Genomic DNA, 25131 nt, shown 5'->3' with positions numbered 1-25131 from the left:
CTTGAAATAAGCGTCGGAGAACCTGGCATATTAGCCCCAGGTGTTCCCAGGCATTTTTCGTTTTGCGCACGATGTTGTGCGTCTGCCGCACAAAGTTAAAGCGCCTTCAACATTTCCCGTGCGATAAGCAATTGCTGGATCTGGGTCGTGCCCTCGAAAATGCGGAACAGACGCACGTCGCGGTAAAAACGCTCGACCGCATACTCCGCCATATAACCCGCGCCGCCATGGATCTGCACGGCGCGATCGGCCACCCGGCCAACCATTTCGGTGGCGAACATCTTGGCGCAGGCCGCCTCCATCGTGGTGTTTTCGCCCCGGTCGCGCTTGCGCGCGGCATCCAGCACCATGCAGCGCGCCGCATAACACTCGGCCTGGCTATCGGCCAGCATGGCCTGCACTAACTGGAACTCGGCGATGGGTTTGCCGAACTGTTGGCGGTCTTGCGCATAACGCGTGGCATCGCGTATGAGGCGCTGCGCGATACCCACGCACAACGCGGCAATATGCAGGCGGCCTTTGTCCAGCACGCGCATCGCGGTGCGGAACCCGCTGCCTTCCTGCTCGCCCAAGAGTGCGCTAGCCGGCACGCGGCAGTTATCAAACACCACATCGCAGGTCAGGGCGCCCGCCTGGCCCATTTTCTTGTCGGGCCTGCCCAGCGTGATGCCCGGCGTGCCAGCCTCGACCAAAAAACAGGAAATCGAGTCCGCGCGACGTTCGGGCGCGGTCCGCGCCATGACGGAGAATAGGCCGGCAATCGGCGCATTCGTGATGTAGCGCTTGGTACCGTTGAGGATGTAATGATCGCCGTCACGGGTGGCGGTGGTGCGGATGGCCATCGCGTCCGAGCCCGCGTCGGGTTCGGTCAGCGCGAAAGCACCGATCAGCTCGCCGCTGGCCAGACGCGGCAAATAGTGGCGGCGCTGCGTCTCGGAACCCGCCAGCACGATGGCTTGCGAGCCGATGCCGATATTGGTGCCCGCCAACGAACGGAAGGCCGGTGAAGTCTGGCCGAGTTCGAACACCACCTCGACCTCCTCGGTCATGGTCAGGCCCAGACCGCCGTACTCGGGCGAGATCGATAGCCCGAACAAACCCAGCTCGCGCATCTCATGAGCAATGTCTTGCGGGATCTGGCCGCTATGCGCCAGCGCTTCTTCGGCAGGGACGAGCCGCTCGGCAACGAAACGGCGTACGGCATCGAGCAGCAAAGTCAGGGTTTCTTGGTCCAACGCCATGGCGCTTACCTCGTGTCAGTGTCAGACCGGCACAGACCGCCGGCGATAAGGTTGAAATAGTCTTCCGCAACGACGCCTGCCTTCTGGCCCTGGCCGGGCTTGTACCAGCGCACCATCCAGTTCAAGAGGGACAAGACGGCGCGTCCGGTGGCGGCGATATCGCGCTCGCGAAAGACCGCCTCGCTTATCCCCTGAGCCAGAATGGCGCGCAGCAGGCCTTCGTAGCGATCGCGCAATGCCGCCGCATCGGCCCGCTCTGGCGAGGCCATTCCCGAATAGCCGACCAGCATGGTGACGAACTGATCGTGATGAGTCTCGAAGTAGTCCGCATGCGCCACCATGAACGCCCGCAGCCGGGCGCGGGCGCCGCGCTCGGGATCGCAGGCCTGCGTGACCGCCGACAACAGGCCGCTCAACACATCCAGAATGATGGCGTCGTAGATGTCCTGCTTGGTCGGGTAGTAGTGATAGATGGCCGCCTTGGATACGCCGATCGCGCAAGCCAAATCAGAAATCGAGCTATTTTCATAGCCGCTGCGTGCGAACAAGGCCGCAGCGGCATCCAGGATGCGTTCGCGTGGCGCGGCCAAGGTCGGCGGGCGTCCGGCGCGGCGGGCAGAAGACGGCGTGGCAGGCATGGGGGTCGGGCGGGAGAACCTGAATTGACAGCCGTTTGGCGGCTGGCGTTAAATGGATTTCATTAATTACCGGACAGCCGGTAGGTAATTATAGCTGCGGCCTCGCGCAACGCCCCTGTCGGAAACCCTTATGAACGCCCCTGATACGACGCTGACCGCCACGCTGTCTGCCCAATTGCGTCTGCCTGTGATTTGCTCTCCCATGTTCATCGTGTCCAATCCGGACCTGGTGCTGGCCCAATGCACCAGCGGCGTCATGGGCGCGTTTCCCGCGCTGAACGCCCGGCCGCAGAGCCTGCTGGCCGATTGGCGGGCCGAAATCGAGGCGGGCCTGGCCGATTACCGCAAAAACCATCCACAGGCGGTGGTCGCCCCCTATGCAGTCAACCAAATCATTCATCAATCGAACGATCGCCTTGACCATGACTTGGCCGAATGCGCCCGCTACCGCGTGCCTTACCTCATCACCAGCCTGCGCGCGCCCGGTGATCTCGTGGACGGCATACATCGATGGGGCGGCAAGGTCTTCCATGATGTCACCACCATCCGCCACGCCGAAAAAGCCCTGGAGGCCGGCGTCGATGGGCTGATCCTAGTGGCGGCCGGCGCGGGCGGCCACGCGGGCACCCTGAGCCCCTTTGCCCTGCTGGCCGAAGTCCGCCGCTTCTATGACGGCCCCATCGCGCTGTCCGGCGCAATCTCCACGGGCGCTGGCGTGCTGGCCGCCTTGGCCATGGGCGCAGACTTCGCTTATATGGGCACCCGCTTCATCGCCAGCCGCGAAGCCAACGCCAGCCTGGACTACAAAGAGGCCCTGGTGCGCGCTTGCGCCAACGACATTCTGTACACCCCATTTTTCACCGGCATACCGGGCAACTACTTGAAAGCCAGCATCATCAATGCGGGGCTGGACCCGGCCAACCTCCCGGCGCCGGCAAGCGGCGCCGCTAATTTCGGCAGTTCACGCGCCAAGCCCTGGAAAGATATTTGGGGAGCCGGTCAGGGAGTGGGCAGCATCGAGGGGATACAGCCCACGTCCGAGATCGTCGCGCAACTGCGAGCCGAATACGCTGCCGCCCGGGCGCGGCTCGCCGGCCGGAGCGTTGCATGAGCGTTCTCTCCTCCTGCCACGATGGCGTGCTTACCCTGACCCTGAACCGCCCGGCCTGCCGCAATGCGCTGGATACGGCCAGCTATGACAGGCTCACTCAGGCACTGCGCGCCAGCGACATGGACATCGGTGCCATCATCCTGACGGGTGCAGGCGGGCACTTCACCGCCGGCAACGACCTGCGCGACTTTCAGGCGGGTCGCAACGAAGGCGACAGCCCCGGCCTGCGTTTCCTGCGCGCCCTGATCGATTGCGATCTGCCGGTCATCGCCGCCGTCGAGGGGTATGCCATCGGCATCGGCGTCACGCTGTTGCAACACTGCGATTTCGTCTACGCCGGCCAGGGCGCCACACTGCGCATGCCTTTTCTGGCGCTAGGCCTGTGCCCGGAAGGGGCCTCCAGCCAGGCACTGGCACATATCGCGGGCGCCCGCCGCGCCGCCGAATGGCTGTTATTGGGCGAGAGCTTCGGTCCCGAGGCCGCGCGTGACGCGGGCCTGATCAATCAGGTCACGGCAAGCGGCCAGGCGCTTGCCGCCGCGCAGACCACGGCGGCGCGGCTGGCAGCCCAGCCACGGCAGGCCCTGCGTATTTCGAAAGCACTGATGCGCGGCCCGCAACGCCCGGCCTTGCACGCCACGCTGGACCGCGAAGCCGAGCAGTTCCGCCAACGGCTGGCCAGCCCCGAAGCCCAGGCGGCCTTTGCGCGGTTTTTTGCTCCCAGACCATGAGGCCGCGTTCAAAACTCCGGGGCGCGGCGCTCGCGCAGCGACTGGATTCCCTCGCGCACATCCGGGCCGGAAAAGCCCATGAATTCCAACGCCAATGAGGTGTCAAAACTGGGGCCGGCCTGGCGCAGCCAATTATTCAGGGCGTACTTGGTCCAGCGGATTGCCGTCTGCGACCCTCGCGCCAGCCGGGTCGCGACCTCGAATGCGCGCTCAAACAACTCGGCCTCATCGACGCATAGCGACACCAGACCGATGCGCTCGGCTTCCTCACCGCTGACCGTCTCGCACAGCAGCAGGTAATACTTGGCCTTGGCCATACCGCACAGCAGGGGCCAGACGATGGCGGCATGATCGCCGGCCGCCACGCCAAGACGGGTATGCCCGTCGATGATGCGGGCATCGCGCGCAGCGATAGACACGTCGGCCAGCAAGCCCGCCACCAGACCCGCACCGACCGCCGCGCCGTGCATGGCCGAAACCACCGGCTTATTGCAATTGATGATGTTGTAGACCAGGTCGCGGGCCTCGCGCCAGACACGCGTGCGCACCTCGAAGTCGTCCGCCATCTGCTGCACGAGATCCAGGTCGCCGCCCCCCGAGAAAGCCTTGCCTTCGCCACGGATGACCACCACACGGGTCTCCGGGTCGGTGTCGATATCACGCCAGATATCCGCCAGTTCACGATGCAAGCGATGATCCGCCGTGGAAAGTTTGCCGCTGGCGTCCTTGGCGCCCATGATCAGTTCAAGCACGCCTTCCGGGTGGCGGCGCAGCTTGAGCGATTGATAGCGCGCATAGTGCGCCAGGGTGGGATCAGCAGTCATCTCGGTCTCCAGACAGGCGCGACGGTGCGCCCGGTTTTGGGCACTATAGTGGAAAGACCCCATGCACCCGGAGACAAAATGCCCGCCTTGATCGCGCCCAAGCAGTTTCCCGATCTGTTCGCCCCCCGCCCGAGCGATAGCAATAAAGGCAGTTTCGGCAGTCTGGGCATCCTGGGCGGCGGCCCGGGCATGACGGGCGCGGCCTTGCTGGCGGCGCGCGCCGCGCTCAAGACCGGCGCCGGGAAAGTACTGGTCGGCCTGGCCGAGACACCCAGTCCGCTGGCCTGCGACCCCCTCCAACCGGAACTGATGGTGCGCGATGCGGACCATCTGCTGACCTGCGGCCTGACGCTGTCGGCCTGGACGGCGGGCTGCGGCATTGGCACCTCGGATTACGCCATTCGAACGCTATCGCTCCTGTTTCAATCGCGTGCCGGGGCGCCGTTGGTGCTGGACGCCGATGGCCTGAATTTGCTGGCCTCGGGCAAGCTTGATCCGAGCTGGGGCAAGGGCACCGTGGTCTTGACCCCGCACCCCGCCGAGGCGGCGCGTCTGCTCGCCTGCGCCACAGCCCAGGTACAGGCAGACCGCCCGGCGGCAGCCAAGGCGCTGGCGCGGCGCTTCACGGCCTGGATCGTGCTCAAGGGCGCGGGCAGCCTGGTCTGTGCCCCCGATGGCGCTTGCCTGCGCAACCCGACAGGCAATCCAGGCCTGGCCACGGCCGGCACCGGCGATGTATTGGCCGGCATGCTGGGCGCCTTGCTGGCCCAATCCTTGCCGCCGGAACAGGCCGTGCCCGCCGCCGTCTGGCTGCACGGCGCGGCTGCTGACGCCCTGGCCGCCCAGGGAGTGGGGCCCATCGGCCTGACGGCCGGCGAACTGGCTGACGCCGCCCGCGCCATCCGCAACGGCCGGCTGATTCACCCACCCCTCCCCGGCGGCAGCTTTACAACAAACTAGGGTTTTCCCTAGATTTTTGTTGCACTGCATCTAGGGTTTTCCCTATAATGGCTTATACCAAATCCGATAAAGAGATGATTGGAGTAAGCCATGAGCCACCTGATCCTGAACCAAAATGCCCGCCTGACCGACGCGCTCGAGCGTGACCTGCTGTGTGGCGTCATGGAAAACCAATCCTCCCTGCCCCCCCTCGTCGATATCAAGAACGTGGCTCGCCGCATCCGCCGCAGCATCGGCGCCGTCTTCGCCTTCGTGGCAGAGGTCAACGAGTCGATGAATCGCGCCCGCGCCCAAAGCGCCTGGTACAGCGGCTCGCAGTGGTAAGGCTTTGACAACGGTGTGACGCCAAACAGGGTCACGCCTTCTCCTGGCGCCTTCCCTCTCCCTCGGGCGCCATCCGCGCCGGTCCAACCGGCGCGGTTCTTTCCGGAAACCCCTAGGGATTTCCCCAATACGCCCCATTTAATCCCTCTGACACAGCGCAATAAATGGTCAGAGGATGCAGGCGTTTGGCTGGCCAATCGTTGACAATGTCCTGAGTGCCCAACAAAATCGCGGCCTTACTCATCGGATTTGTCCTACATGAAGTCTCGCCTCCTCCTGGCCGCATTGGCGGCGGGCATGGTCGCCGCGCCCGGCAGCGCCGCCCTTGCCCAAAACCTGAAGATCGCGCTGTCGTCCGAACCCACGTCGGCCGACCCGCACTATCACAAGCAAACGCAGAACGACGCCTTCGCGGCCCACGTCTATGACTCGCTGGTGGCGCGGGATGCGGACATGAAGCTCAAGCCCTCGCTGGCCAAGTCCTGGAAAACCCTGGACGACCTGACCTGGGAATTCAAGCTGCGCGACGACGTCAAGTTTTCCAACGGCAAGCCTTTCACCTCCGAGGATGTGCTGTTCACCATCTGCCGTACGCTGAACAACGAGACCAATGTCTCGCAGTCGTACATGGACATGACCAAGCGCATCACGGACGTGCAAACGCCCGATGCGTACACCGTCATCATCAAGACGGCCGAACCGCTGCCGCTGATGCCCGCCGAACTGGCGCGCGGTCTGCCCATCATCTGGAACGGCATTGTCGAGCACGGCAAGCTGACCTTCGATCCGAAAAAGGGTTGCGGCGTTACTGGCAAGTGGCCCACCGTGGCCGACTTCAACAATGGCAAGGACGCCATTGGTACTGGCCCCTACACCCTGAAGTCTTACGTGAAGGGCTCGGGTATCGAACTCAGCCGCAACGAGCTTTACTGGGGCGAGAAGCCGGCCTGGAAAGAAGTCAAGATGGTGCCCGTGCCCAATGCGGGCCCGCGCCTGACCGGCCTGCTCTCGGGTGACTTCGACGTCATTGAAAACCCGGCCGCACGCGATCTGCAGCGCATCAAGTCCAATCCGCAATACGGCTACGTCGCCACGCCGTCCACCCGCCTGGTGTTCTTCCAGCCGGACGTGGGCCGCGCCGAAAGCCCCTTCGTCAAAGCGGCCGACGGCAAGAATCCGCTCCAGGATCTGCGTGTGCGCAAAGCCATCTCGATGGCGATCGACCGCAAGACCATCGTGTCGCGCATCATGGACGGCCTGGCTACGCCCGCCTACCAATACATGCCTGACGGCATGTTCGGCGGTTTGGCCAACGCCCCTGAAATCAAGTACGACCCCGAAGGCGCCAAGAAGCTGCTGGCCGAGGCGGGCTACCCGAATGGCTTCGAGATGACCATCTCGACCACCAACGACCGCTACGTCAATGACGGCCAAGTGGCTCAGGCTGTGGCGCAGTACCTGTCGCGCGTCGGCATCAAGGCCAACGTTGACGCCATGACCGCCTCGATCTACTTCCCCAAGCGCGCCAAGCGTGAGTTCAGCTTCCCGATCGGCGGCTGGCCGTCTGAAGTGGGCGAGGCCTCGGGTCTGTTCCAACTGTGGGTCGCCTCGCTGGATTCGCCCAAGAGCCTGGGCACCAGCAACTACGGCGGTTTCAGCAACCCCGACTTCGACAAGGTCTATCTGGAAGCCATCGTGACGGTCGATCCGGCCAAGCGCGAAAAGCTGCTGCAACAGGCCACGCAGATCGCCCTGGACAATGTGCCGCTGATCCCGCTGCACTTCGAAAGCAGCATCTGGGCCTTCCGCAAGGGCCTGACCTACGAGGGCCGCCGCGACCAGTACACGCTGGCCACCTCGGTCAAACCCGCGGACAAGAAGTAAGCCACGCGGGTCCAGCCCTTTCATGAAGGATGCTGACCCGCCCAGGGGCGCCGCCGATGGCGGCGCCCTTGTTCCTTCCCGGATGGTCAGATTTGTAACCCCTATACAATCTCGCCCGCCATCCCCGTCGATGAGAGCCAAAACGCCGCACAGGCGACGGACATCGACAGGCTTCCCAGCCCTCATGGCCTGGCGCGAAGCGCGCGAGGCTTATCGGCCCCGGAACCCAAGTTTTTCGCGGAGCGCCTGACCGGCGCGCCGTTTATTGAGACCACCAAGGAAATCAAAACGTGGCCTTGTTTATCCTGCGCAGGCTGATTCAAAGCCTGTTTGTTCTGCTAGCGGTATCGCTGGTTGTCTTTCTTGCGGTGTACGCCGTGGGGGACCCGATCGAACTGCTGGTCAGCCCCGAAGCCAGCATGGAAGCCCGTCAGGCGATGATTACCCGCCTCGGCCTGGACCTGCCCGTCTGGGAGCAATACCTCAACTTCCTGTGGCGCGCCCTGCACGGCGATCTGGGCAACTCCTTCGTGCACGGCATCCCCGCGCTCGAACTCATCCTGCAACGCATGCCGGCCACCTTTGAACTGGTGCTGGTCGCCATCACGCTGACCTGTGTTTTCGGCATCCCCTTGGGGCTGGTCGCCGGCCTGTACCGCGACCAGCCGCTCGGCCGAGGCATCATGGGGACGTCGGTGCTAGGCTTCTCCCTGCCCAATTTCTGGCAGGGCATGATGCTGATCCTGCTGTTTTCGGTGTGGCTGGGCTGGCTGCCCGCCTCCGGACGCGGACCGACCATCACGGTGTTCGGCATCCCGTTCTCGCTGTTTTCGTCCGAAGGCTGGGCCCATGTCATCATGCCGGCCATCAACCTGGGGCTGGCCAATATCGCGCTGGTCCTGCGCATGACCGCCAGCGGCGTGGTCGAAGCCCAGTCGCAGGAGTATGTGAAGTTCGCGCGGGCCAAGGGCGTCAAGCCTGGCCGTATCGTGCGCCGCCACATTCTGCGCAACATTCTGATCCCGGTCGTCACCGTGATCGGCATGGAATTCGGCCAACTGATCGCCTACTCGACCATCACTGAAACCGTGTTCGCCTGGCCGGGCATGGGCAAGTTGCTGATCGATAGCGTCTACCAGCTCGACCGCCCTGTCGTGGTGGCCTATGTGATGCTGGTCACGCTGATCTTCGTCATCATCAATCTCATTGTCGACATCATGTACGCCGCCCTCGACCCGCGCGTGCAGTTGGTCGCCCCCGCACATTAAGGTTCGCCATGGCAACATCCTCCAGCAATGGCCGCACGCGCACGGTTCCGCCCCTGGCCGAAACCCCGCGACGCGCGCAAATTCTGAAGAAGCTGCGCAGCCGCCCGACCCTGCGCGGGTCGGCGCTCGCCCTGTTCATTCTCATCGCAGTGGTGCTGCTGGCGCCTTTCTTCGCGCCGCAAAACCCCTATGACCTCGCCAATCTCAACCTGCTGGATGGCCGGCTGGCGCCGCGCTCGCCCATGGCCGAAGGTGGCATCTACTGGCTCGGCACCGACGACCAGGGCCGCGACATGCTCAGCGCCATTCTGTATGGCCTGCGCATCAGCCTGTTCGTGGGCCTGACGGCCGTGGCCTTGTCCACCGCCATCGGCAGCCTAGTCGGCCTGCTGGCGGCTTATACCGGCGGCGTGATCGACTCCATCCTGATGCGTCTGGTCGATTTCATCCTGGGCTTCCCGACCATTCTGGTGGCCCTGGTGCTGCTGGCCATGATGGGCCGGGGCGTAGACAAGGTGATTCTGGCCCTGGTCATCGTGCAATGGGCGCATTACGCGCGCATCATGCGCGGCCGGGCGCTACAGGAGCGGCGCAAAGAGTATGTCGAAGCGGCGGCCAACCTCGGCTTTCCGGCCTGGCGCATCATGCTCTTTCATCTGCTGCCCAACTGTATCGGGCCGGTGATGGTGTTCGCCACCATCCAGATCGCCAATGCCATCGTGCTGGAAGCCACGCTCTCCTTCCTGGGCGTCGGCGTGCCGGTGACCGAACCGTCGCTGGGCCTGTTGATCGCCAACGGCTTCCAATACCTGCTCTCGGGTGATTACTGGATCAGCCTGTTCCCGGGCCTGGCCCTGCTGATCCTCATCCTGACCATCAACATCGTGGGCGACCGCCTGCGCGAAAGCCTGGACCCTCGACGAGCATGAGTGACACTATTCTCGAGGTGCGCGGCCTGCGCACCGCATTCCATACCGAAGCCGGCGCCTGGCCGGCGGTCGACGGCGTCGACCTCACTGTCAAACGCGGCGAAGTCGTCGGCCTCGTGGGCGAATCCGGTTCCGGCAAATCGGTCACTGGTTTCTCGCTGCTGGGTCTGATCGACCCGCCCGGAGAAGTCGTCGAGGGCGAAATCCGCTTCAAGGGTCAGGACCTGAGGGCCCTGAGCGAAGAACAGATGCGCCAGTTGCGCGGCAACCGCATCGCCATGATCTTCCAAGACCCGCTCATGACGCTGAATCCGGTGCTCAAGGTCGGCGAACAGATGCTGGAGGCCATCCTCACGCATGAAAAAATGCCGCGCCAAGAAGCCCTGGAACGCTGCCGCGAAGCGCTCGCCATGGTGGGCATTCCCTCGCCGGAAAAACGCCTGAACGCTTATCCGCACGAATTTTCGGGCGGTATGCGTCAGCGTGTGGCCATCGCTATCGCCATGCTCAACCGCCCCGACCTCATCATCTGCGATGAGCCGACAACGGCGCTGGACGTCACCATTCAAGGGCAGATTCTGTATCGCATGCAGGAGATCTGCCGTAAGTACCAAACCGCCCTGATCTGGATCACCCACGACCTGGGCGTAGTGGCCGAGCTCGCCGACAAAGTAGCCGTCATGTATGCCGGCCGCATTGTCGAAACCGGCCCGGTGAACGAAGTGCTGGATGCGCCGCGCCATCCCTATACGCGCGGCCTGCTGGATTCCATGCCCGCGCAGTCCATGCCTGGCAGCCGCCTGCACCAGATCAACGGCATGGCGCCCAGCCTGTCGGCACGCCCCTCGGGCTGTGCTTTCCGGCCCCGTTGTCCGAACGTGATTCCCCGCTGTACCGAGCAGCCTCCTGCCGCCACCCATGAAGGGCCGCGCAGCTTCCGCTGCTATGTGCCGATTGCCCGAGAGGCCGCATGACCCAAGCCGACACCCCCGTTATCGAACTACGCGACGTCCATAAGCGATTTGAAAGCCGCCCGGACATGGCGCAACGCATTCTTGCCCTGGCCGGCAAACCCATCGACCGCCGCACCGTGCATGCCGTCAACGGCGTATCACTATCGATTGCGCGCGGCGAGGTCGTTGGACTGGTGGGCGAGTCCGGTTGCGGCAAGTCCACACTGGGCCGCGTCGTGGCCGGCCTGCATCGTCAAAGCTCGGGCGAACTGTATTACCAAGGCCGGGAAGTCAACACCCTGCAAGGGGCCGACAAGCTGGCCTACACGCTCGGCGTGCAGATGGTTTTCCAGGACCCGCAGGCCTCGCTCAACCCGCGCCAGCGCCTGCGCCAGATCCTTGGCGAAGCACTAAAGGTGCACAAACTCGCGCCGTCCGCCGAGATCCCCGGCCGTATCGACCGCGCCCTGGCCGAAGTCGGTCTGGACCGCGAGTACCGTGATCGCTTTCCGCATCAGATTTCCGGCGGCCAACGCCAGCGCATCGGCATCGCCCGCGCCTTGCTGGTCGCGCCCAAGTTTCTGGTGTGCGATGAGCCCGTCGCCGCGCTGGATGTATCCATCCAGGCTCAGGTCATCAACCTGTTCATGGATCTGCGCGAACAGCATGGTTTCACCTACCTGTTCATCAGCCATGACCTGGGCGTGGTGCGGCACATCTCCGATCGCGTGGCCATCATGTATCTCGGAAAGATCGTCGAACAGGCCAAGGCATCGGAGATTTTCGCCCATCCCAATCATCCTTATACTCAGGCATTGATGGCCGAGGTACCGGATGTGGGGCGGCGCGGACGCCAGTTCACGCCCATCCGGGGTGAGATTCCCTCGCCCCTGAACCCGCCATCGGGCTGTACCTTCCATCCGCGCTGCCCGCACGCCACGCAGCGCTGCAGAGAAGAAGTGCCCGAGCTCAAGACCATTGCTCCAGGCCATGTTTCGGCCTGCCACCTCAACGACTCCGCAGCCTGATCATGAAACCCGTCGAACTGAGCAACGCCGAACGCATCGCCATCGAGCTGGGCCATGCCGGACGCAACAGCTTTTCGTATGTGGATGACGACCGCAACGCCGATCGCCCTTTCACGCTGAATACCTACCGGCCTTACGGTTACACCCCGGAAGACCCGGTAGTCATCGTACAGCACGGCGTCTTGCGCAATGGCGACGACTACCGCGATTTCTGGATTCCGGCAGCCGACAAGCACCGCCTGCTCATCATCGCCCCGACCTTTTCCAACGAGATCTGGCCGGGCCTGGACAGCTATAACAATGGGCGCGTCTTCACGCCCTCGGGCAACCCGCGCCATGTCGACGGCTGGACCTACGCGATGGTGGGCCGTGTGCTCAAGGATCTCGCCGCCTCCGAGATTTCCGCCTGTAACCCGGTTTATCTCTTCGGCCATTCGGCCGGCGGCCAGTTCGTGCACCGCCTGATGAGCAGCCAGCCGCACACGCCCTTTAAGGGCGTGATGGCGGCCAACGCCGGCTGGTACACCCTGCCCACCCTGGATCTGACTTTCCCGGAAGGCATGGGCGGAGTCGGCCTGAACGAGGAACACCTGGCTCGGCTACTGGCCTATCCAATGGTGATTCTGGCGGGCGATCAGGATATCGACACCGCCGATCCGAATTTGCCCAATCAACCCGAAGCCCTGCGCCAGGGGCCGCACCGTTACGCACGCGCTTACAACTACTTTGAAGCCGGCCGCAAGGAAGCCGAGCGCCGCGGCCTGCCTTTTGGCTGGCGCTTGCAAAGCGTGCCCGGCATCGGCCATGATGGACGCGCCATGTCCGCCGTCGCCGCCCACCTGTGGTTTGACGGCGGCATGCCTGACGACGCCACACTGGCCGAGCTGGCCGGTAACCAGACCGCCTGAGTCCCCCAACCTCTGCGACATTGCCATGCACAAGCTTCCGACTACGCAAGAACTCGTTTCCGAAATCCAGACCTGGGTGCAATGCGAATCGCCCTCCCACTATGCCGAGGGCATCACCGCCATGGCCGAGCTGGCCGCCGCGCGCGCCCGCGAAGTGGGCCTGCGCGTCGAACTCACCTCCCTGGGTGAGGACATCGGCCCCATGGTCTACGCCACGACCCGCGAAGCCGGCGACACCCGCCACGGCATCCTCATCCTGGCTCACATCGACACGGTGCACCCGGTGGGCACCCTGAGCGATAACCCCTGCCGCATCGAAGATGACCGCCTCTACGGCCCGGGCAGCTATGACATGAAGGCCGGCATCGTGCTGGCCCTGGCGGGTCTGAGCGGCCTGACCGGCAAGCATGGCACGCGCCTGCCCATCGACTTCCTGATGGTGCCCGACGAAGAAACCGGCAGCCATGCTTCGCGCGCGCATATCGAGCGCCTGGCCAAGCAGGCCAAGTATGCCCTGGTCTGTGAGCCGGCCCGCCCCAACGGCGGCAAATGCGTGACCGCCCGCAAGGGCACCGGCATGCTGCGCCTGGGTGTCAAGGGCCGGCCGGCCCATGCTGGCATGGCGCACGACAAGGGCCGCAGCGCCATCCGTGAAATGGCGCATCAAGTGCTGGCGCTCGAAGCCATGACCGACTACGAGCGCGGCGTCACGGTCAGCGTCGGCACGATTTCCGGCGGCACCGTGACCAACACCGTGCCGGCCCAGTGCCGTTGCGTGGTGGACTTCCGCGTGCCTGACATGGGTGCGGCCTCGGATGTGCTGCGCCGCATGCGCGAGCTGTGCGCGGTCGGCCCCGATGTCGAACTCGACATCGATGTCAAGCTCAACCGGCCGCCCATGGTCAAAACGCCGGCCTCGGCCGAACTGCTGGAATTGGCCCAGGGCTACGCCAACGAGGCCGGCTTCCCGCTTGAAGACGCCCCGATGACCGGCGGCGGCAGCGACGCCAACTTCACCTCCGCGCTGGGCGTGCCCACGCTAGACGGCCTGGGCGCCGATGGCGACGGCGCGCACACGCTAAACGAGTACATCCAGATCTCCACGCTCGAAATGCGCGCCAAGTTCTGGCATTTGCTACTGCGCGACCTGGCCTGAACCAGCCCGCCAGCGTCGATACCCCGACGCCCCCGAAAAAACCGCTCACCCACCATGTCATCACGGTCGGTGAGCGGTTTTTTATCGCCGGGCCGTCCCAAGATAAAAAGCCCCCTTGGGGGGCAGCAAGCAAGAATCTTATTTTTTCAGCAGGGATTTCAGCATGCCCAAACGTTCGCGAGGACTCATGGCCGCAATGGCCGGATCCTCCTGGCGAACGGCTTGAACCAGGCCCATTTCCTCAATGAAGCGCGATGGCTCACACACGCGGTCTTCACGTGCGCGCCGCCGCTTGCGGCACCAGCTCAAGTGCAAGCTGCGCTGTGCGCGGGTGATCCCGACATACATCAGGCGGCGCTCTTCCTGAATGCGCGTGGCGAGGTTATTGGCGTCGGGATCGGTATCCTCTTCATCGCGGCCCACATGGGGCAACAAGCCTTCTTCGACGCCCACCAGATACACATGGGGATACTCCAGCCCTTTGGAGGCATGCAGGGTCGAAAGCTTGACCGCGTCGGGCTCCTCGTCTTCGCCGCGCTCCAGCATCGTGACGAGCGCCACATGCTGCACCAGCTCAAAGAGCGTCATGCCGTCTTCGTCCGCCTTGCGCTTGAGCCAGGCCATCAATTCCAGCACGTTCTGCCAGCGATTCTGAGCCGGACGTTCTTCGAGGCTGTCGAAAAGAAAACGCTCATAGTCGATGGCCGACATCAAATCATCGAGCAAAGGCCCGGCGGGCTCGGCCGCACGGGTGGCGGCGCCTTCGGCGCTGCGGCCGGCCCGCCATTGAATACGGCGGATGAATTCGCCAAAGGTGCGCAGCGGCTCCAGTTGGCGGGGTTGCAGCAGCGCCTCCAGGCCCTCTTCCGCCGAGGCTTCCAACAGAGAAATCGCACGCTGCGCGGCATACTGCCCCAGCGTCTGCAAGGTAGCCTGACCGATACCGCGCTTGGGCGTCGTGGCCGCGCGGATGAAAGCCGGATCATCGTCGTCATTGGCGACCAGACGCAGATAGGCCAGCACGTCGCGCACTTCGGCCTTGTCGAAAAAACTCTGGCCGCCCGAAATCGTGTACGGAATCTTGAGGTTGCGCAGCGCCTGCTCCAGCACGCGCGACTGATGATTGCTGCGATACAGAATCGCAAAATCCTTCCATTGCGCCTGTCGCTCGAAGCGCGACGCCGAGATCTTCATGGCAATGGATTCGGCCTCATGCTCTTCGCCATCCATCGGGCTTACCGTGATGGGCTCACCCGCACCGAGATCGGACCAGAGTTTTTTCTCGAACAGTTTAGGATTGCGTTCGATCACATTATTGGCGGCCGCCAGAATGCGCTGCACGGAACGGTAATTCTGCTCCAGCTTGATGAGCTTGAGATTGGGATAGTCGGTCGTCAGCTTGGCCAGATTTTCGATGGTGGCGCCCCGCCAGGCATAGATGGCCTGGTCATCGTCACCCACCGCCGTGAACATGGAGCGCGTCCCGGTCAGCAACTGCACCAAACGGTACTGACAGACATTGGTGTCCTGATACTCATCCACCAAGAGATAGCGCACCCGGTTCTGCCAGCGCGTGCGCACCGCTTCATTGTCTTCTAGCAGCTTGGCCGGGATGCGTATCAGATCGTCGAAATCCACCGCCTGATAGGCCGCCAGCGTCGCGGCATAACTGCGGTATACCGCCACCGCCTCGACCTCGCCTGGCGTGACGGCCACCTTGGCCGCATCATCGGGCTCTAGCAAGGCGTTTTTCCACAAAGAAATGATGGATTGCACCTCCCGCAGGCGGCCACGATCCGTCGTCGCGAGCAAATCCTGGATGATGGCCATGGCGTCATCGGCATCCAGAATGGAGAACTGGGGCTTGAGCCCGGCATGCACCGCCTCTTCGCGCAACAAGCGCACGCCCAGCGCATGAAAGGTGCTGATGGTCAGCCCCTTGGCGAGTTTGCGGTCAACCAGCGGCTTGACCCGCTCCGTCATTTCGCGCGCCGCCTTGTTGGTGAACGTCAGCGCCACCACATTGCGCCCCATATAACCGCACTCACGCAACAGATAGGCAATCTTCTGCGTGATGACACGCGTCTTGCCGCTGCCAGCCCCCGCCAGCACCAGGCAAGGGCCGTCCAGATACAGCACTGCCTCTTTCTGTGCGGGATTCAGGCCGTGGCCAATAGGAGCATCTGTGGACATGGGAATGAGCGAGTCGAGTCGGGCGGGGCGGAAACAGGCTGGCGAAGCACGATCAGATATCGAGGGGATCCACCTCCAGTTGCCAACGCACCCGCGTAGCCAAGGCCGCGATCGTGTCCATCCAGTACGGCAAGAAGGCCTGCAAGGCCGGCCGGCTGGCGCTTTCCACCAATAATTGGGCGCGCTCTACGTTTGCCACCCGCACAATGCGCAGGGGTACGGGATCGTAAAGTGTAATCGTCTCGTTCAAGGCCGCGCCAGCATCGCGCGCAGACTGCAAGAAAGCCAACGCCTGGGCCACTTCGCGCGCCTCGGCGGTCAGCAAAGCCTGATAGGCAAAGGGCGGCATGCCGGTCACCTCGCGCTCTTCGAGCGAATGACGGGCAAAGCCAGCGTAATCGTGCCGCAGCAAGGCCTGATACACCGGCTGCTCGGGATAAGCAGTCTGAATCAGCACTTCACCGCCCCCGGTGTGACGTCCGGCTCGTCCGGCAACCTGCATTAACTGGGCAAACAAACGCTCGGGCGCACGGAAATCCTGCGAGAACAACATGGAATCGGCATTGAGCACGCCGACCAGCCCCAGACGCGAGAAATCATGTCCCTTGGCCACCATCTGCGTCCCCACCAGGATGTCCACCTCGCCCGCATGGACCGAAGCAAACAAGGCCTGCGCGCTACCCTTGCGGCGCGTGCTGTCGGCATCGATACGGGCGATCCGCGCTTCGGGAAACAACTCGGCCAAATGTTCTTCGACGCGCTGCGTGCCGCGCCCCATCGGTTGCAGATCCTGATCGCCGCAATCCGGGCAGGCGCGCGGAACCGGCCCCTGATAGCCGCAATGGTGGCAGTGCAGCCGATAGCCGCCCGTGCGATGCAAGACCGTGCAGGCCGAGCAGCGCGGACAGTGCGTCATCCAGCCGCAGGACGCGCAATGCAGCACCGGCGCATAGCCGCGCCGGTTAAGAAAAACCAGCGCCTGTTCGCCCCGCGCCAGCCGCTCGGTGATCGCGTCGATCAATTGCGGCGACAGCCCGTGCTTGAGCGGCAGGCGCCGCGTATCCACCAGCCGGATCTGGGGCAGCTCGGCCGCGCGCGCGCGATTGGCCAGCGTCAGAAGCAGATAGTGCCCCCGCTGCGCGTGATGCCAGCTCTCCAGCGAAGGGGTTGCAGAGCCCAGCACCACCGGAATCTTGCGGTCATGGGCGCGCCAGACGGCCAGATCGCGAGCCGAGTATCGCAAACCGTCCTGTTGCTTATATGAAGTGTCGTGTTCTTCATCGACCACGATCAGTCCCAGATCGGGCAAGGGCGCAAAAATCGCCATACGCGTGCCCAGCAACATCCGGGCCTGCCCGCGCTGCACCCGCGCCCAGGCCTGCAAACGCTCGCCATCGGACAAGCCGCTATGCAATACCGCCAGACCATCCTGACCGACCAGACTCTCCAGCCGCGCGCGTAGCGCCGCCTCCAGCTGGGGCGTGAGATTGATTTCCGGAACCATCAGCAACACTTGCTTGCCGGCCGCCAACACCGTTTGCGCAGCATGCAAATAGACTTCGGTCTTGCCGCTACCGGTCACCCCATGCAATAGCAGGGGTTTGAAACCCGCGATCGCGCCGATGGCCGCCACGGCGGCTGCCTGCTCTGCATTCAGCGGGGGCGCCGTGTCCGCCGCCACGGCGCCCGCCTGGGAACGCGGCTTGCGCGCATCCAAACGCGCCACCGGGCCGGCGCCAGAACGTTTGCCCTGATAAGCCGAGGGCTTGCGCAGCGGCGGGGGCAGGGCAGGCAGCATGACCTCGCCCAAGGGACGCTGATAGTAGTCAGCGGCGAAACGCGCCAAACGCATCCAGTCTGCCGTGAAAGGGGGAAGATCCTCCAATACCTGTTCGACCTCCTTCACCTGAGCCGGATCGATAGCAGGCTCGGCCGGCAGCTCGAGCACCACCCCGACCAGTTTGCGCCGCCCAAAGGGCACGATGACCCGGCTGCCGGCCGCAACGACGCCGCCGCCTTGCGGCATGCGGTAATCGAAAGGGCCGTGCAAAGGCACGTCCAGCGCAACGCGAACCCAGACGGAGCGGACATGGCCGTTCATGGCAAACGGTGTTCCAACTTAAAGTGTTTTCTGGAAAAAGACGCTAAGGCTCAAACCGGCAGAGGGGTTTGAACAAGTTTTCCTCAGCCTGTGGATAACTTTGGGGAAAAGCGCAAAACAATCTTGCCACGCCTCTTTGCCACATGCCTCGCCTATCTGGCAAGACATACGAGTATGAAAAAAATACTATTTATTTTCATGGACTTATTTGATATTTACACGGCTGTGACGAGATATTTTGGGTTTTCCCGATTACTGTCATTGCTGTGCACAACTCAAATCAAAGGCAGACTGCCTGCGCCGTTTTCCACGCTAGCGGCTACTCACTACTGATGCAAGGCGCGGCTGTACTGGTGAACTTCATCCACCAGTTCGATCACCGCCTCAGGCGGCGTGAATTGGGATATGCCATGGCCCAGGTTGAACACATGCCCTCCCTTGCCAACCGGACCAAAACTGTCGAGCGTGCGACGCGCCTCGGCACGAATGGCCTGAGCGGAACCGAACAGCGTCATCGGGTCCAGATTGCCCTGTAGCGCCACCGCATCCGCCACTCGCGCACGCGCCTGCCCAAGATTGACCGTCCAATCCAGGCCCACCGCATCACAGCCGCTGGCGGCAATATCTTCCAGCCACAGGCCGCCGCCCTTGGTGAAGGCGATCACGGGCACGCGGCGGCCCTCCCGCTCTCGGTGCAGACCGGCAATCACGCGGCGGGTATAAGCCAGCGAAAAAGCCTGATACAGGCCGTCGGCGAGCACGCCGCCCCAACTGTCGAAAATCATGACGGCCTGCGCGCCCGCCTCGATCTGAGCATTCAAATAATGCGTGGTTGCCTCGGCATTGATTTCCAGCACGCGGTGCAGCAGCTCAGGCCGGGAGTACAGCAGCATCTTGATTTTGCGGTAGTCGTCGCTGCCCCGGCCCTCGACCATATAACAAGCAATCGTCCAAGGACTGCCGGCAAAGCCGATCAGGGGCACACGGCCATCCAAGGCACGGCGAATGCTGCTCACGGCGTCGAAGACATATCGCAGTTTCTCCATGTCGGGCACAGCCAGACGCGCCACATCGGCCTCGTCGCGCAGAGGATGGGCAAAGCGCGGCCCTTCACCTGGCGCGAAATCCAGGCCTAGTCCCATGGCATCGGGCACGGTCAGGATGTCGGAAAACAAGATGGCGGCATCCAGTGGATAACGCTCGAGCGGCTGTAAGGTCACCTCAGTGGCATAAGCCGGATTTTGAGCCAGCCCCATGAAAGACCCTGCCCGGGCGCGCGTGGCGTTGTACTCGGGCAGGTAACGGCCAGCCTGACGCATCAGCCAGATCGGCGTATAGGGCACGGGTTCACGCAGAAGAGCACGCAGGAACACATCATTCTTCAGGGCAACGGACACGACATTCCTCGGATGATGGACAGTCCATGATTCTACCTTTGCCCGGCGCTGACGCCTTGGTCAGACGCAAATGCTGTCAAGTTCGCAGCGAAGCGCGCTCTCTGGCATGCTCGCGGTAGGGCGCGGCCTGTATCCTATGCTTGCGCATCAGCGCCCAGAATGCGCGCCGGTGCTTGAGAGCGGCCCGCGCCGCCTGCGACACATTCCCCTCGTGCTTGGCCAGGCAGCAATGCAGATAGGTCCGCTCGAAATGTCCGACCACCCGGGCCTTGGCGGCCCCGAACGGCGCGTCCAGCAGGGAAGCATCGAGATCGGCCTCATTCAAACTGGGCTGCTCCTGAAACGCATCGTCTTTAACATCATAGACCCAGGCCTCCCGCGGCGTCTGGCGGTTGCGCCGGCAGATAGACAAGGCAACCCGCAAGCGCAATTCATCGGGGCTGTCAGGGGAGAGAAAATCATCCAGCCCCAGGGGAAGCAGATCGCGCAACCCGACGGATCCGACACCCGTAACCAGGGCGAGCACCGGAGTCTCCAGGCTGCCCTGCGCGCCCGCCAATGCCGTTCTTACCCAAGGCAGCGTCGCAGCCTCGACGGGTAGCAAGCAGGCGTCAAAGCGCCGCAAGGACAGCGCAGAGGATTTCAACCAGCCCGGCGTAGCCGAAGCGCCTTCAGGCAATTGGGCAAAAAGCCGGGGATAGCCGTTGCGCATGCTGTAGGTCGAAACATGGCGCATCCAATCATCCAGCCAGGAGCCGTGTCCGGGCACCAACACCACCGCGCAATCATAGGTTTCGCGCATAGCGCCTCCTTTGTCTTGTAGAAAGAAGGAGGCTACGCGAGGCGAGGGCATACGAAACAGACGTAGAGGCCGCATTACGGCAACTGCGCGGGACAGAAATAGCTCACTTGAACGTGAGCAAGCGCCATCTCACAGCCCGGAAGCCTCCCCATCAGCACCATGGCCCGTCTCAGACAAACCTGGCTTGCGCCAACACGACTTCCCCAAAACGAACAAGGCGGCCCGAAGGCCGCCTTGTCTGACTGCATCAGCGCTGCTTAGTGCGAACCGCGGCCAGGACGCAGACGGCGGGCCGCCAGGGCCTGGGCCGCCAGCATGGCCAGCTCGGCCTCGACCGCAGCGATGTCCTCGCGGTCTTTGGCGTTGCGCAAAGCCTCTTCGGCTTTTTCGCGAGCGGCCAGGGCACGGGCTTCGTCCAGATCAGCGGCACGGATGGCCGTATCGGACAACACGGTTACGCTGCCAGGCTGCACTTCCAGAATGCCCCCAGCGACGAAGATGTTTTCCTCGCCTTCGTCGGCACGGACGATCTTGACCGTCCCGGGGCGGATGCGCGAAATGAGCGGAGTGTGACCGGGCAAAATGCCCAGTTCGCCCGACTCGCCAGGCAGCACCACGAACTTCGCCTCACCGGAGAAGATCGCTTCCTCTGCGCTGACCACATCAACATGCAGGGTTGCCATAATGGTTCCTTATTGCAGTTTCTTGGCCTTCTCGAAGGCTTCGTCAATCGTGCCGACCATGTAGAAGGCCTGCTCAGGCAGCGCATCGCACTCACCCTCGACGATCATCTTGAAGCCACGGATGGTTTCGGCCAGCGGCACATACTTGCCAGGCGAACCCGTGAACACTTCGGCCACGTGGAAGGGCTGCGACAGGAAGCGCTGGATCTTGCGTGCGCGGGCCACGGCCTGCTTGTCTTCCGGCGACAGTTCGTCCATACCCAGAATCGCGATGATGTCGCGCAATTCCTTGTAGCGCTGCAGCGTCTGCTGCACGCCACGGGCCACCTGGTAGTGCTCTTCACCCACGACTTGCGGGTCAAGCTGGCGGCTGGAGGAATCCAGCGGATCAACGGCGGGGTAGATACCCAGTGCGGCAATGTCACGCGACAGCACGACGGTCGAGTCCAAATGCTGGAAGGTCGTCGCGGGCGAGGGGTCGGTCAAGTCATCGGCAGGCACGTACACGGCCTGGATGGACGTGATCGAGCCGGTCTTGGTCGAGGTGATGCGCTCTTGCAGAACACCCATTTCCTCGGCCAGCGTCGGCTGGTAACCCACGGCGGACGGCATACGGCCCAGCAGTGCGGACACTTCGGTACCGGCCAGGGTGTAGCGATAGATGTTGTCCACGAAGAACAGAATGTCACGGCCTTCATCACGGAACTTCTCGGCCATCGTCAGACCGGTCAGTGCCACGCGCAGACGGTTGCCCGGGGGTTCGTTCATCTGACCGAACACCATCGCAACCTTGTCCAGAACGTTGGACTCTTCCATTTCGTGGTAGAAGTCGTTGCCCTCACGGGTACGCTCACCCACACCGGCGAACACCGACAAGCCGCTGTGCTGCTTGGCGATGTTGTTGATCAGTTCCATCATGTTGACGGTCTTGCCCACGCCGGCGCCGCCGAACAGGCCGACCTTGCCGCCCTTGGCGAAGGGGCAAACCAAGTCAATAACCTTGATGCCGGTTTCGAGCAGCTCAACCGAAGGCGACAGTTCGTCGAACTTCGGCGCGTGTTGGTGAATCGCGCGCTTTTCGTCTGCATTGATGGGGCCGGCTTCGTCGATGGGACGACCCAGCACGTCCATGATGCGGCCCAGCGTGCCGTGACCGACGGGCACCGAAATCGGGGCGCCGGTACGGCTAACGGGCATGCCACGGCGCAGGCCGTCGCTGGAGCCCAGGGCGATCGTGCGAACCACGCCATCACCGAGCTGCTGTTGCACTTCGAACGTCAGACCTTGCTCAGCGAACGAGGAACCCTCGTCGGCCAGAGTGAGGGCTTCGTAGATCTTGGGCATTTGGTCGCGGGGGAACTGAATATCCACCACGGCGCCGATGCACTGAACGATGGTTCCGTTGCTCATGTCGATTCCTTGATATTTTGACGGGATACTGCCCGGCTTACACCGCGGCAGCGCCCCCTACGATTTCCGAAATTTCCTTGGTGATCGCGGCCTGACGGGTCTTGTTGTAGACCAGCTGCAGTTCGCCGATGACCTTCTTTGCGTTGTCCGACGCCGCCTTCATGGCGACCATACGAGCGGACTGTTCCGAGGCCATGTTCTCGGCAACGGCCTGATACAGAAGACCTTCGACGTAGCGTTGCAGCAAATCGTCGATCACACTCTTGGCATCCGGTTCGTAGATGTAGTCCCAGCCGTAGTCAGACTTGACCTCGGTCGTGCTCTCAAGATGCTCCAGGCCCGACTGGAAGGGATCATTCAAACCAGAGGCCAAGGGCAAAAGACGCAGGAACACCGGCTCCTGCTTCATCGTATTGACGAAGCGGGTAGTCGCCACGTAGAGCGCGTCGATGCGGCCCTCGAGGTAGTCGTCGAGCTGCACCTTGATGGCGCCCAGCAGGCGGTCCAGATCGGGCTTGTCGCCGAGCTGAGTTTCCTGCGACACCAGTTTCGTGCCGATACGCGTCAAGAGGCCCAGGCCCTTATTGCCGAAGGCGGTCGCCCGCACCTGAATATTCTGGGCTTCAAAGTCCTTGAAGCGATTCAGGGTAAGACGGCTGATATTGGTGTTCAAGCCACCGCACAGACCCTTGTCAGTCGTAACCAGCACCACCCCCACCGCCTTGATCTCACGCTGCTGGAGATAGGGGTGGTTGTACTCGGGGTTAGCCTGCATCAGATGCGCGGCGATCTCGCGCACCTTGTTGGCGTACGGACGGCCCGCACGCATCCGTTCCTGCGCCTTGCGCATCTTGGATGCGGCGACCATTTCCATCGCCTTGGTGATCTTGCGCGTGTTCTGCACGCTCTTGATCTTGGTTCGGATTTCCTTGATTCCGGGCATTGCGCTTTCCTGTTGAGACGGCTGGCGGGTTCGGCCCCTGGCTTCGCCCGCCCTACCGTAGGGATGGGCGTCAACCCATCACTACGCCAGAACTTGCCTTAAAAAGCACCGTGCTTCTTGAAATCCTGGACGGCGGCGGCCAGTTCGGCCTCGTCATCCTTGGACAGTTCCTTGGTGTCTTCGATGCGCTGGATCAAGGCGGCATGCTTGGCCTTGAGCTGGTCCTTGAGGGACTTCTCGAAGGACAGCACCTGAGCCACGTCCACATCATCCAGATAACCGTTGTTCACGGTGTACAGCGACACGGCCAGTTCCCACACTTGCAGCGGCTGGTATTGCGGCTGCTTGAGCAGTTCGACCACGCGCTTGCCGCGCTCGAGCTGGCGACGGGTAGCGTCGTCCAGATCGGAGGCGAACTGCGCGAAAGCGGCCAGCTCACGGTACTGCGCCAAGTCGGTACGGATACCGCCCGACAGCTTCTTGACGACCTTGGTCTGAGCGGCGCCGCCCACACGGGACACCGAGATACCGGCGTTGATAGCGGGACGGACACCGGCGTTGAACAGGTCGGTTTCCAGGAAGATCTGACCGTCGGTGATCGAGATCACGTTGGTCGGCACGAAGGCGGACACGTCACCGGCCTGCGTCTCGATGATAGGCAGAGCAGTCAGCGAACCGGTCTTGCCCTTGACGGCGCCGTTCGTGAACTTCTCGACGTACTCTTCGTTGACGCGAGCGGCACGCTCCAGCAGGCGCGAGTGCAGGTAGAACACGTCGCCCGGGTAGGCTTCGCGGCCCGGCGGACGGCGCAGCAGCAGCGAGACCTGGCGATAGGCCCAGGCTTGCTTGGTCAGATCGTCATAAATGATCAGGGCGTCTTCGCCACGATCACGGAAGTATTCGCCCATCGTGCAACCGGCGTAGGCAGCCAGGTATTGCATGGCGGCCGAGTCGGAGGCCGAAGCGGCCACGACGATGGTGTATTCCATGGCGCCATGCTCTTCGAGCTTGCGCACCACGTTGTTGATGGTCGATGCCTTCTGGCCGATGGCGACGTACACGCAGGTGACGCCCTTGCCCTTCTGGCTGATGATGGTATCGACGGCAACAGCGGTCTTACCGGTCTGGCGGTCGCCGATGATCAGCTCGCGCTGACCACGACCGATCGGGACCATCGAATCGATAGCCTTGATACCGGTTTGCAGCGGCTGCGACACCGAGCGGCGGGCGATAACGCCGGGGGCCACTTTTTCGATGATGTCGGTTTCTTTGGTGTTGATCGGGCCTTTGCCGTCGATGGGCAGACCGAGCGTGTTCACCACGCGGCCACGCAGCTCAGGGCCGACCGGCACTTCAAGAATGCGGCCGGTGGTCTTGACCTGGTCGCCTTCGGACACGCCGGTGTAGTCGCCCAGAATCACGGCGCCGACCGAGTCGCGCTCGAGGTTCAGAGCCAGACCGAAAACATTGTTGGGAAATTCGAGCATTTCGCCCTGCATCACGTCGGACAGACCGTGAATGCGGGTAATACCGTCAGTCACGGAGACGACGGTACCTTGGGTACGAACATCAGTCGAAGCGCCCAGGCCCTCGATGCGGCTCTTGAGCAGTTCGCTGATCTCGGAGGGATTGAGTTGCATATTGACT

22 protein-coding genes are annotated in these 25131 nt (G+C 63.0%); 11 read left to right on the top strand and 11 right to left on the bottom strand.

From position 1 onward, the window contains the following. Nucleotides 1-95: 95 nt before the first annotated feature. Both U0029_RS01105 and U0029_RS01100 read right to left on the bottom strand, forming a co-directional pair. On the bottom strand, nucleotides 96-1241 hold the full coding sequence (locus U0029_RS01105; protein WP_114852054.1) for an acyl-CoA dehydrogenase family protein: 1146 nt from the start codon (nucleotides 1239-1241) through the stop codon (nucleotides 96-98). A 5-nt stretch (nucleotides 1242-1246) separates the two neighbouring features. Next, nucleotides 1247-1879 carry a TetR/AcrR family transcriptional regulator gene (locus tag U0029_RS01100; protein WP_012418834.1) on the bottom strand — a complete coding sequence of 211 codons (633 nt, stop codon included), beginning with the start codon at nucleotides 1877-1879 and terminating at the stop codon, nucleotides 1247-1249. Nucleotides 1880-2009: 130 nt separating this feature from the next. Here U0029_RS01100 and U0029_RS01095 point away from each other — a divergent pair, with 130 nt between their 5' ends. Further along, on the top strand, nucleotides 2010-2990 hold the full coding sequence (locus U0029_RS01095) for an NAD(P)H-dependent flavin oxidoreductase (protein WP_114852055.1): 981 nt from the start codon (nucleotides 2010-2012) through the stop codon (nucleotides 2988-2990). Continuing rightward, nucleotides 2987-3721 (top strand): enoyl-CoA hydratase-related protein, encoded by a 735-nt coding sequence (locus tag U0029_RS01090; RefSeq protein WP_012418836.1) that lies wholly within the window; start codon nucleotides 2987-2989, stop codon nucleotides 3719-3721. Before U0029_RS01095 ends, U0029_RS01090 begins: the two co-directional genes overlap by 4 nt. 8 nt (nucleotides 3722-3729) lie before the next feature. On the opposite strand, the gene U0029_RS01085 is transcribed toward U0029_RS01090, so the two are convergent. Then, a complete protein-coding gene (locus U0029_RS01085) occupies nucleotides 3730-4545 on the bottom strand; it encodes an enoyl-CoA hydratase/isomerase family protein (protein ID WP_114852056.1) in 816 nt (271 codons plus the stop codon). Between the two features lie 78 nt (nucleotides 4546-4623). Here U0029_RS01085 and U0029_RS01080 point away from each other — a divergent pair, with 78 nt between their 5' ends. The 9 genes from U0029_RS01080 to U0029_RS01040 all read left to right on the top strand — a co-directional run bounded on the left by U0029_RS01080 (nucleotide 4624) and on the right by U0029_RS01040 (nucleotide 13955). Then, nucleotides 4624-5505 (top strand): NAD(P)H-hydrate dehydratase, encoded by an 882-nt coding sequence (locus U0029_RS01080; protein WP_012418838.1) that lies wholly within the window; start codon nucleotides 4624-4626, stop codon nucleotides 5503-5505. A gap of 90 nt (nucleotides 5506-5595) precedes the next feature. Continuing rightward, the gene (locus U0029_RS01075; protein WP_012418839.1) at nucleotides 5596-5829 is read left to right on the top strand and encodes a hypothetical protein; all 234 of its coding nucleotides are present in this window, start codon (nucleotides 5596-5598) and stop codon (nucleotides 5827-5829) included. Between the two features lie 258 nt (nucleotides 5830-6087). After that, a complete protein-coding gene (locus U0029_RS01070; protein ID WP_012418840.1) occupies nucleotides 6088-7713 on the top strand; it encodes an ABC transporter substrate-binding protein in 1626 nt (541 codons plus the stop codon). A 290-nt stretch (nucleotides 7714-8003) separates the two neighbouring features. Next, the gene (locus tag U0029_RS01065) at nucleotides 8004-8981 is read left to right on the top strand and encodes an ABC transporter permease (protein ID WP_039051320.1); all 978 of its coding nucleotides are present in this window, start codon (nucleotides 8004-8006) and stop codon (nucleotides 8979-8981) included. Nucleotides 8982-8989: 8 nt separating this feature from the next. Further along, nucleotides 8990-9910 (top strand): ABC transporter permease, encoded by a 921-nt coding sequence (locus U0029_RS01060; protein ID WP_012418842.1) that lies wholly within the window; start codon nucleotides 8990-8992, stop codon nucleotides 9908-9910. Further along, nucleotides 9907-10884: an ABC transporter ATP-binding protein gene (locus tag U0029_RS01055; RefSeq protein WP_012418843.1), complete on the top strand. Its 978-nt coding sequence runs from the start codon at nucleotides 9907-9909 to the stop codon at nucleotides 10882-10884. Before U0029_RS01060 ends, U0029_RS01055 begins: the two co-directional genes overlap by 4 nt. Then, on the top strand, nucleotides 10881-11891 hold the full coding sequence (locus U0029_RS01050; protein WP_012418844.1) for an ABC transporter ATP-binding protein: 1011 nt from the start codon (nucleotides 10881-10883) through the stop codon (nucleotides 11889-11891). Before U0029_RS01055 ends, U0029_RS01050 begins: the two co-directional genes overlap by 4 nt. 2 nt (nucleotides 11892-11893) lie before the next feature. After that, nucleotides 11894-12799: an alpha/beta hydrolase gene (locus tag U0029_RS01045; RefSeq protein WP_114852057.1), complete on the top strand. Its 906-nt coding sequence runs from the start codon at nucleotides 11894-11896 to the stop codon at nucleotides 12797-12799. Between the two features lie 25 nt (nucleotides 12800-12824). Further along, complete coding sequence (locus U0029_RS01040) at nucleotides 12825-13955, top strand: M20 family metallopeptidase (protein WP_114852058.1); 1131 nt, start codon at nucleotides 12825-12827, stop codon at nucleotides 13953-13955. 138 nt (nucleotides 13956-14093) lie between these two features. Here the strand turns inward: U0029_RS01040 and U0029_RS01035 are convergent, their stop codons facing one another. The 8 genes from U0029_RS01035 to atpA all read right to left on the bottom strand — a co-directional run bounded on the left by U0029_RS01035 (nucleotide 14094) and on the right by atpA (nucleotide 25124). After that, complete coding sequence (locus U0029_RS01035) at nucleotides 14094-16148, bottom strand: UvrD-helicase domain-containing protein (protein WP_012418847.1); 2055 nt, start codon at nucleotides 16146-16148, stop codon at nucleotides 14094-14096. 52 nt (nucleotides 16149-16200) lie between these two features. Continuing rightward, complete coding sequence (locus U0029_RS01030; RefSeq protein WP_114852059.1) at nucleotides 16201-18249, bottom strand: primosomal protein N'; 2049 nt, start codon at nucleotides 18247-18249, stop codon at nucleotides 16201-16203. Nucleotides 18250-18575: 326 nt separating this feature from the next. Further along, complete coding sequence (gene hemE / locus U0029_RS01025; RefSeq protein ID WP_114852060.1) at nucleotides 18576-19646, bottom strand: uroporphyrinogen decarboxylase; 1071 nt, start codon at nucleotides 19644-19646, stop codon at nucleotides 18576-18578. 76 nt (nucleotides 19647-19722) lie between these two features. Continuing rightward, a complete protein-coding gene (locus U0029_RS01020; RefSeq protein WP_039051322.1) occupies nucleotides 19723-20448 on the bottom strand; it encodes a hypothetical protein in 726 nt (241 codons plus the stop codon). Between the two features lie 257 nt (nucleotides 20449-20705). Continuing rightward, complete coding sequence (locus tag U0029_RS01015) at nucleotides 20706-21131, bottom strand: F0F1 ATP synthase subunit epsilon (protein ID WP_012418851.1); 426 nt, start codon at nucleotides 21129-21131, stop codon at nucleotides 20706-20708. A 9-nt stretch (nucleotides 21132-21140) separates the two neighbouring features. After that, nucleotides 21141-22541, bottom strand: coding sequence for a F0F1 ATP synthase subunit beta (gene atpD / locus U0029_RS01010; RefSeq protein WP_012418852.1), 1401 nt, complete (start codon nucleotides 22539-22541; stop codon nucleotides 21141-21143). A 37-nt stretch (nucleotides 22542-22578) separates the two neighbouring features. Continuing rightward, entirely contained in the window at nucleotides 22579-23484 is a 906-nt protein-coding gene (atpG, locus tag U0029_RS01005; protein WP_012418853.1) for a F0F1 ATP synthase subunit gamma, read from the bottom strand. A gap of 98 nt (nucleotides 23485-23582) precedes the next feature. Further along, a complete protein-coding gene (atpA, locus tag U0029_RS01000) occupies nucleotides 23583-25124 on the bottom strand; it encodes a F0F1 ATP synthase subunit alpha (protein ID WP_012418854.1) in 1542 nt (513 codons plus the stop codon). Nucleotides 25125-25131: the final 7 nt, after the last annotated feature.

The sequence above is a fragment of the Bordetella avium genome (assembly GCF_034424645.1).
In the GTDB taxonomy this organism is placed as follows: Bacteria; Pseudomonadota; Gammaproteobacteria; order Burkholderiales; family Burkholderiaceae_B; genus Bordetella; species Bordetella avium.
This window is presented reverse-complemented; position numbering and strand designations above follow the sequence as displayed.

Coding starts and splice junctions, on each gene's coding strand:
- U0029_RS01105 (WP_114852054.1), bottom strand. CDS start 1,241: ATGGCGTTGGACCAAGAAACCCTGACTTTGCTGCTCGATGCCGTACGC.
- U0029_RS01100 (WP_012418834.1), bottom strand. CDS start 1,879: ATGCCTGCCACGCCGTCTTCTGCCCGCCGCGCCGGACGCCCGCCGACC.
- U0029_RS01095 (WP_114852055.1), top strand. CDS start 2,010: ATGAACGCCCCTGATACGACGCTGACCGCCACGCTGTCTGCCCAATTG.
- U0029_RS01090 (WP_012418836.1), top strand. CDS start 2,987: ATGAGCGTTCTCTCCTCCTGCCACGATGGCGTGCTTACCCTGACCCTG.
- U0029_RS01085 (WP_114852056.1), bottom strand. CDS start 4,545: ATGACTGCTGATCCCACCCTGGCGCACTATGCGCGCTATCAATCGCTC.
- U0029_RS01080 (WP_012418838.1), top strand. CDS start 4,624: ATGCCCGCCTTGATCGCGCCCAAGCAGTTTCCCGATCTGTTCGCCCCC.
- U0029_RS01075 (WP_012418839.1), top strand. CDS start 5,596: ATGAGCCACCTGATCCTGAACCAAAATGCCCGCCTGACCGACGCGCTC.
- U0029_RS01070 (WP_012418840.1), top strand. CDS start 6,088: ATGAAGTCTCGCCTCCTCCTGGCCGCATTGGCGGCGGGCATGGTCGCC.
- U0029_RS01060 (WP_012418842.1), top strand. CDS start 8,990: ATGGCAACATCCTCCAGCAATGGCCGCACGCGCACGGTTCCGCCCCTG.
- U0029_RS01055 (WP_012418843.1), top strand. CDS start 9,907: ATGAGTGACACTATTCTCGAGGTGCGCGGCCTGCGCACCGCATTCCAT.
- U0029_RS01050 (WP_012418844.1), top strand. CDS start 10,881: ATGACCCAAGCCGACACCCCCGTTATCGAACTACGCGACGTCCATAAG.
- U0029_RS01045 (WP_114852057.1), top strand. CDS start 11,894: ATGAAACCCGTCGAACTGAGCAACGCCGAACGCATCGCCATCGAGCTG.
- U0029_RS01040 (WP_114852058.1), top strand. CDS start 12,825: ATGCACAAGCTTCCGACTACGCAAGAACTCGTTTCCGAAATCCAGACC.
- U0029_RS01035 (WP_012418847.1), bottom strand. CDS start 16,148: ATGTCCACAGATGCTCCTATTGGCCACGGCCTGAATCCCGCACAGAAA.
- U0029_RS01030 (WP_114852059.1), bottom strand. CDS start 18,249: ATGAACGGCCATGTCCGCTCCGTCTGGGTTCGCGTTGCGCTGGACGTG.
- U0029_RS01020 (WP_039051322.1), bottom strand. CDS start 20,448: ATGCGCGAAACCTATGATTGCGCGGTGGTGTTGGTGCCCGGACACGGC.
- U0029_RS01015 (WP_012418851.1), bottom strand. CDS start 21,131: ATGGCAACCCTGCATGTTGATGTGGTCAGCGCAGAGGAAGCGATCTTC.
- atpD (WP_012418852.1), bottom strand. CDS start 22,541: ATGAGCAACGGAACCATCGTTCAGTGCATCGGCGCCGTGGTGGATATT.
- atpG (WP_012418853.1), bottom strand. CDS start 23,484: ATGCCCGGAATCAAGGAAATCCGAACCAAGATCAAGAGCGTGCAGAAC.
- atpA (WP_012418854.1), bottom strand. CDS start 25,124: ATGCAACTCAATCCCTCCGAGATCAGCGAACTGCTCAAGAGCCGCATC.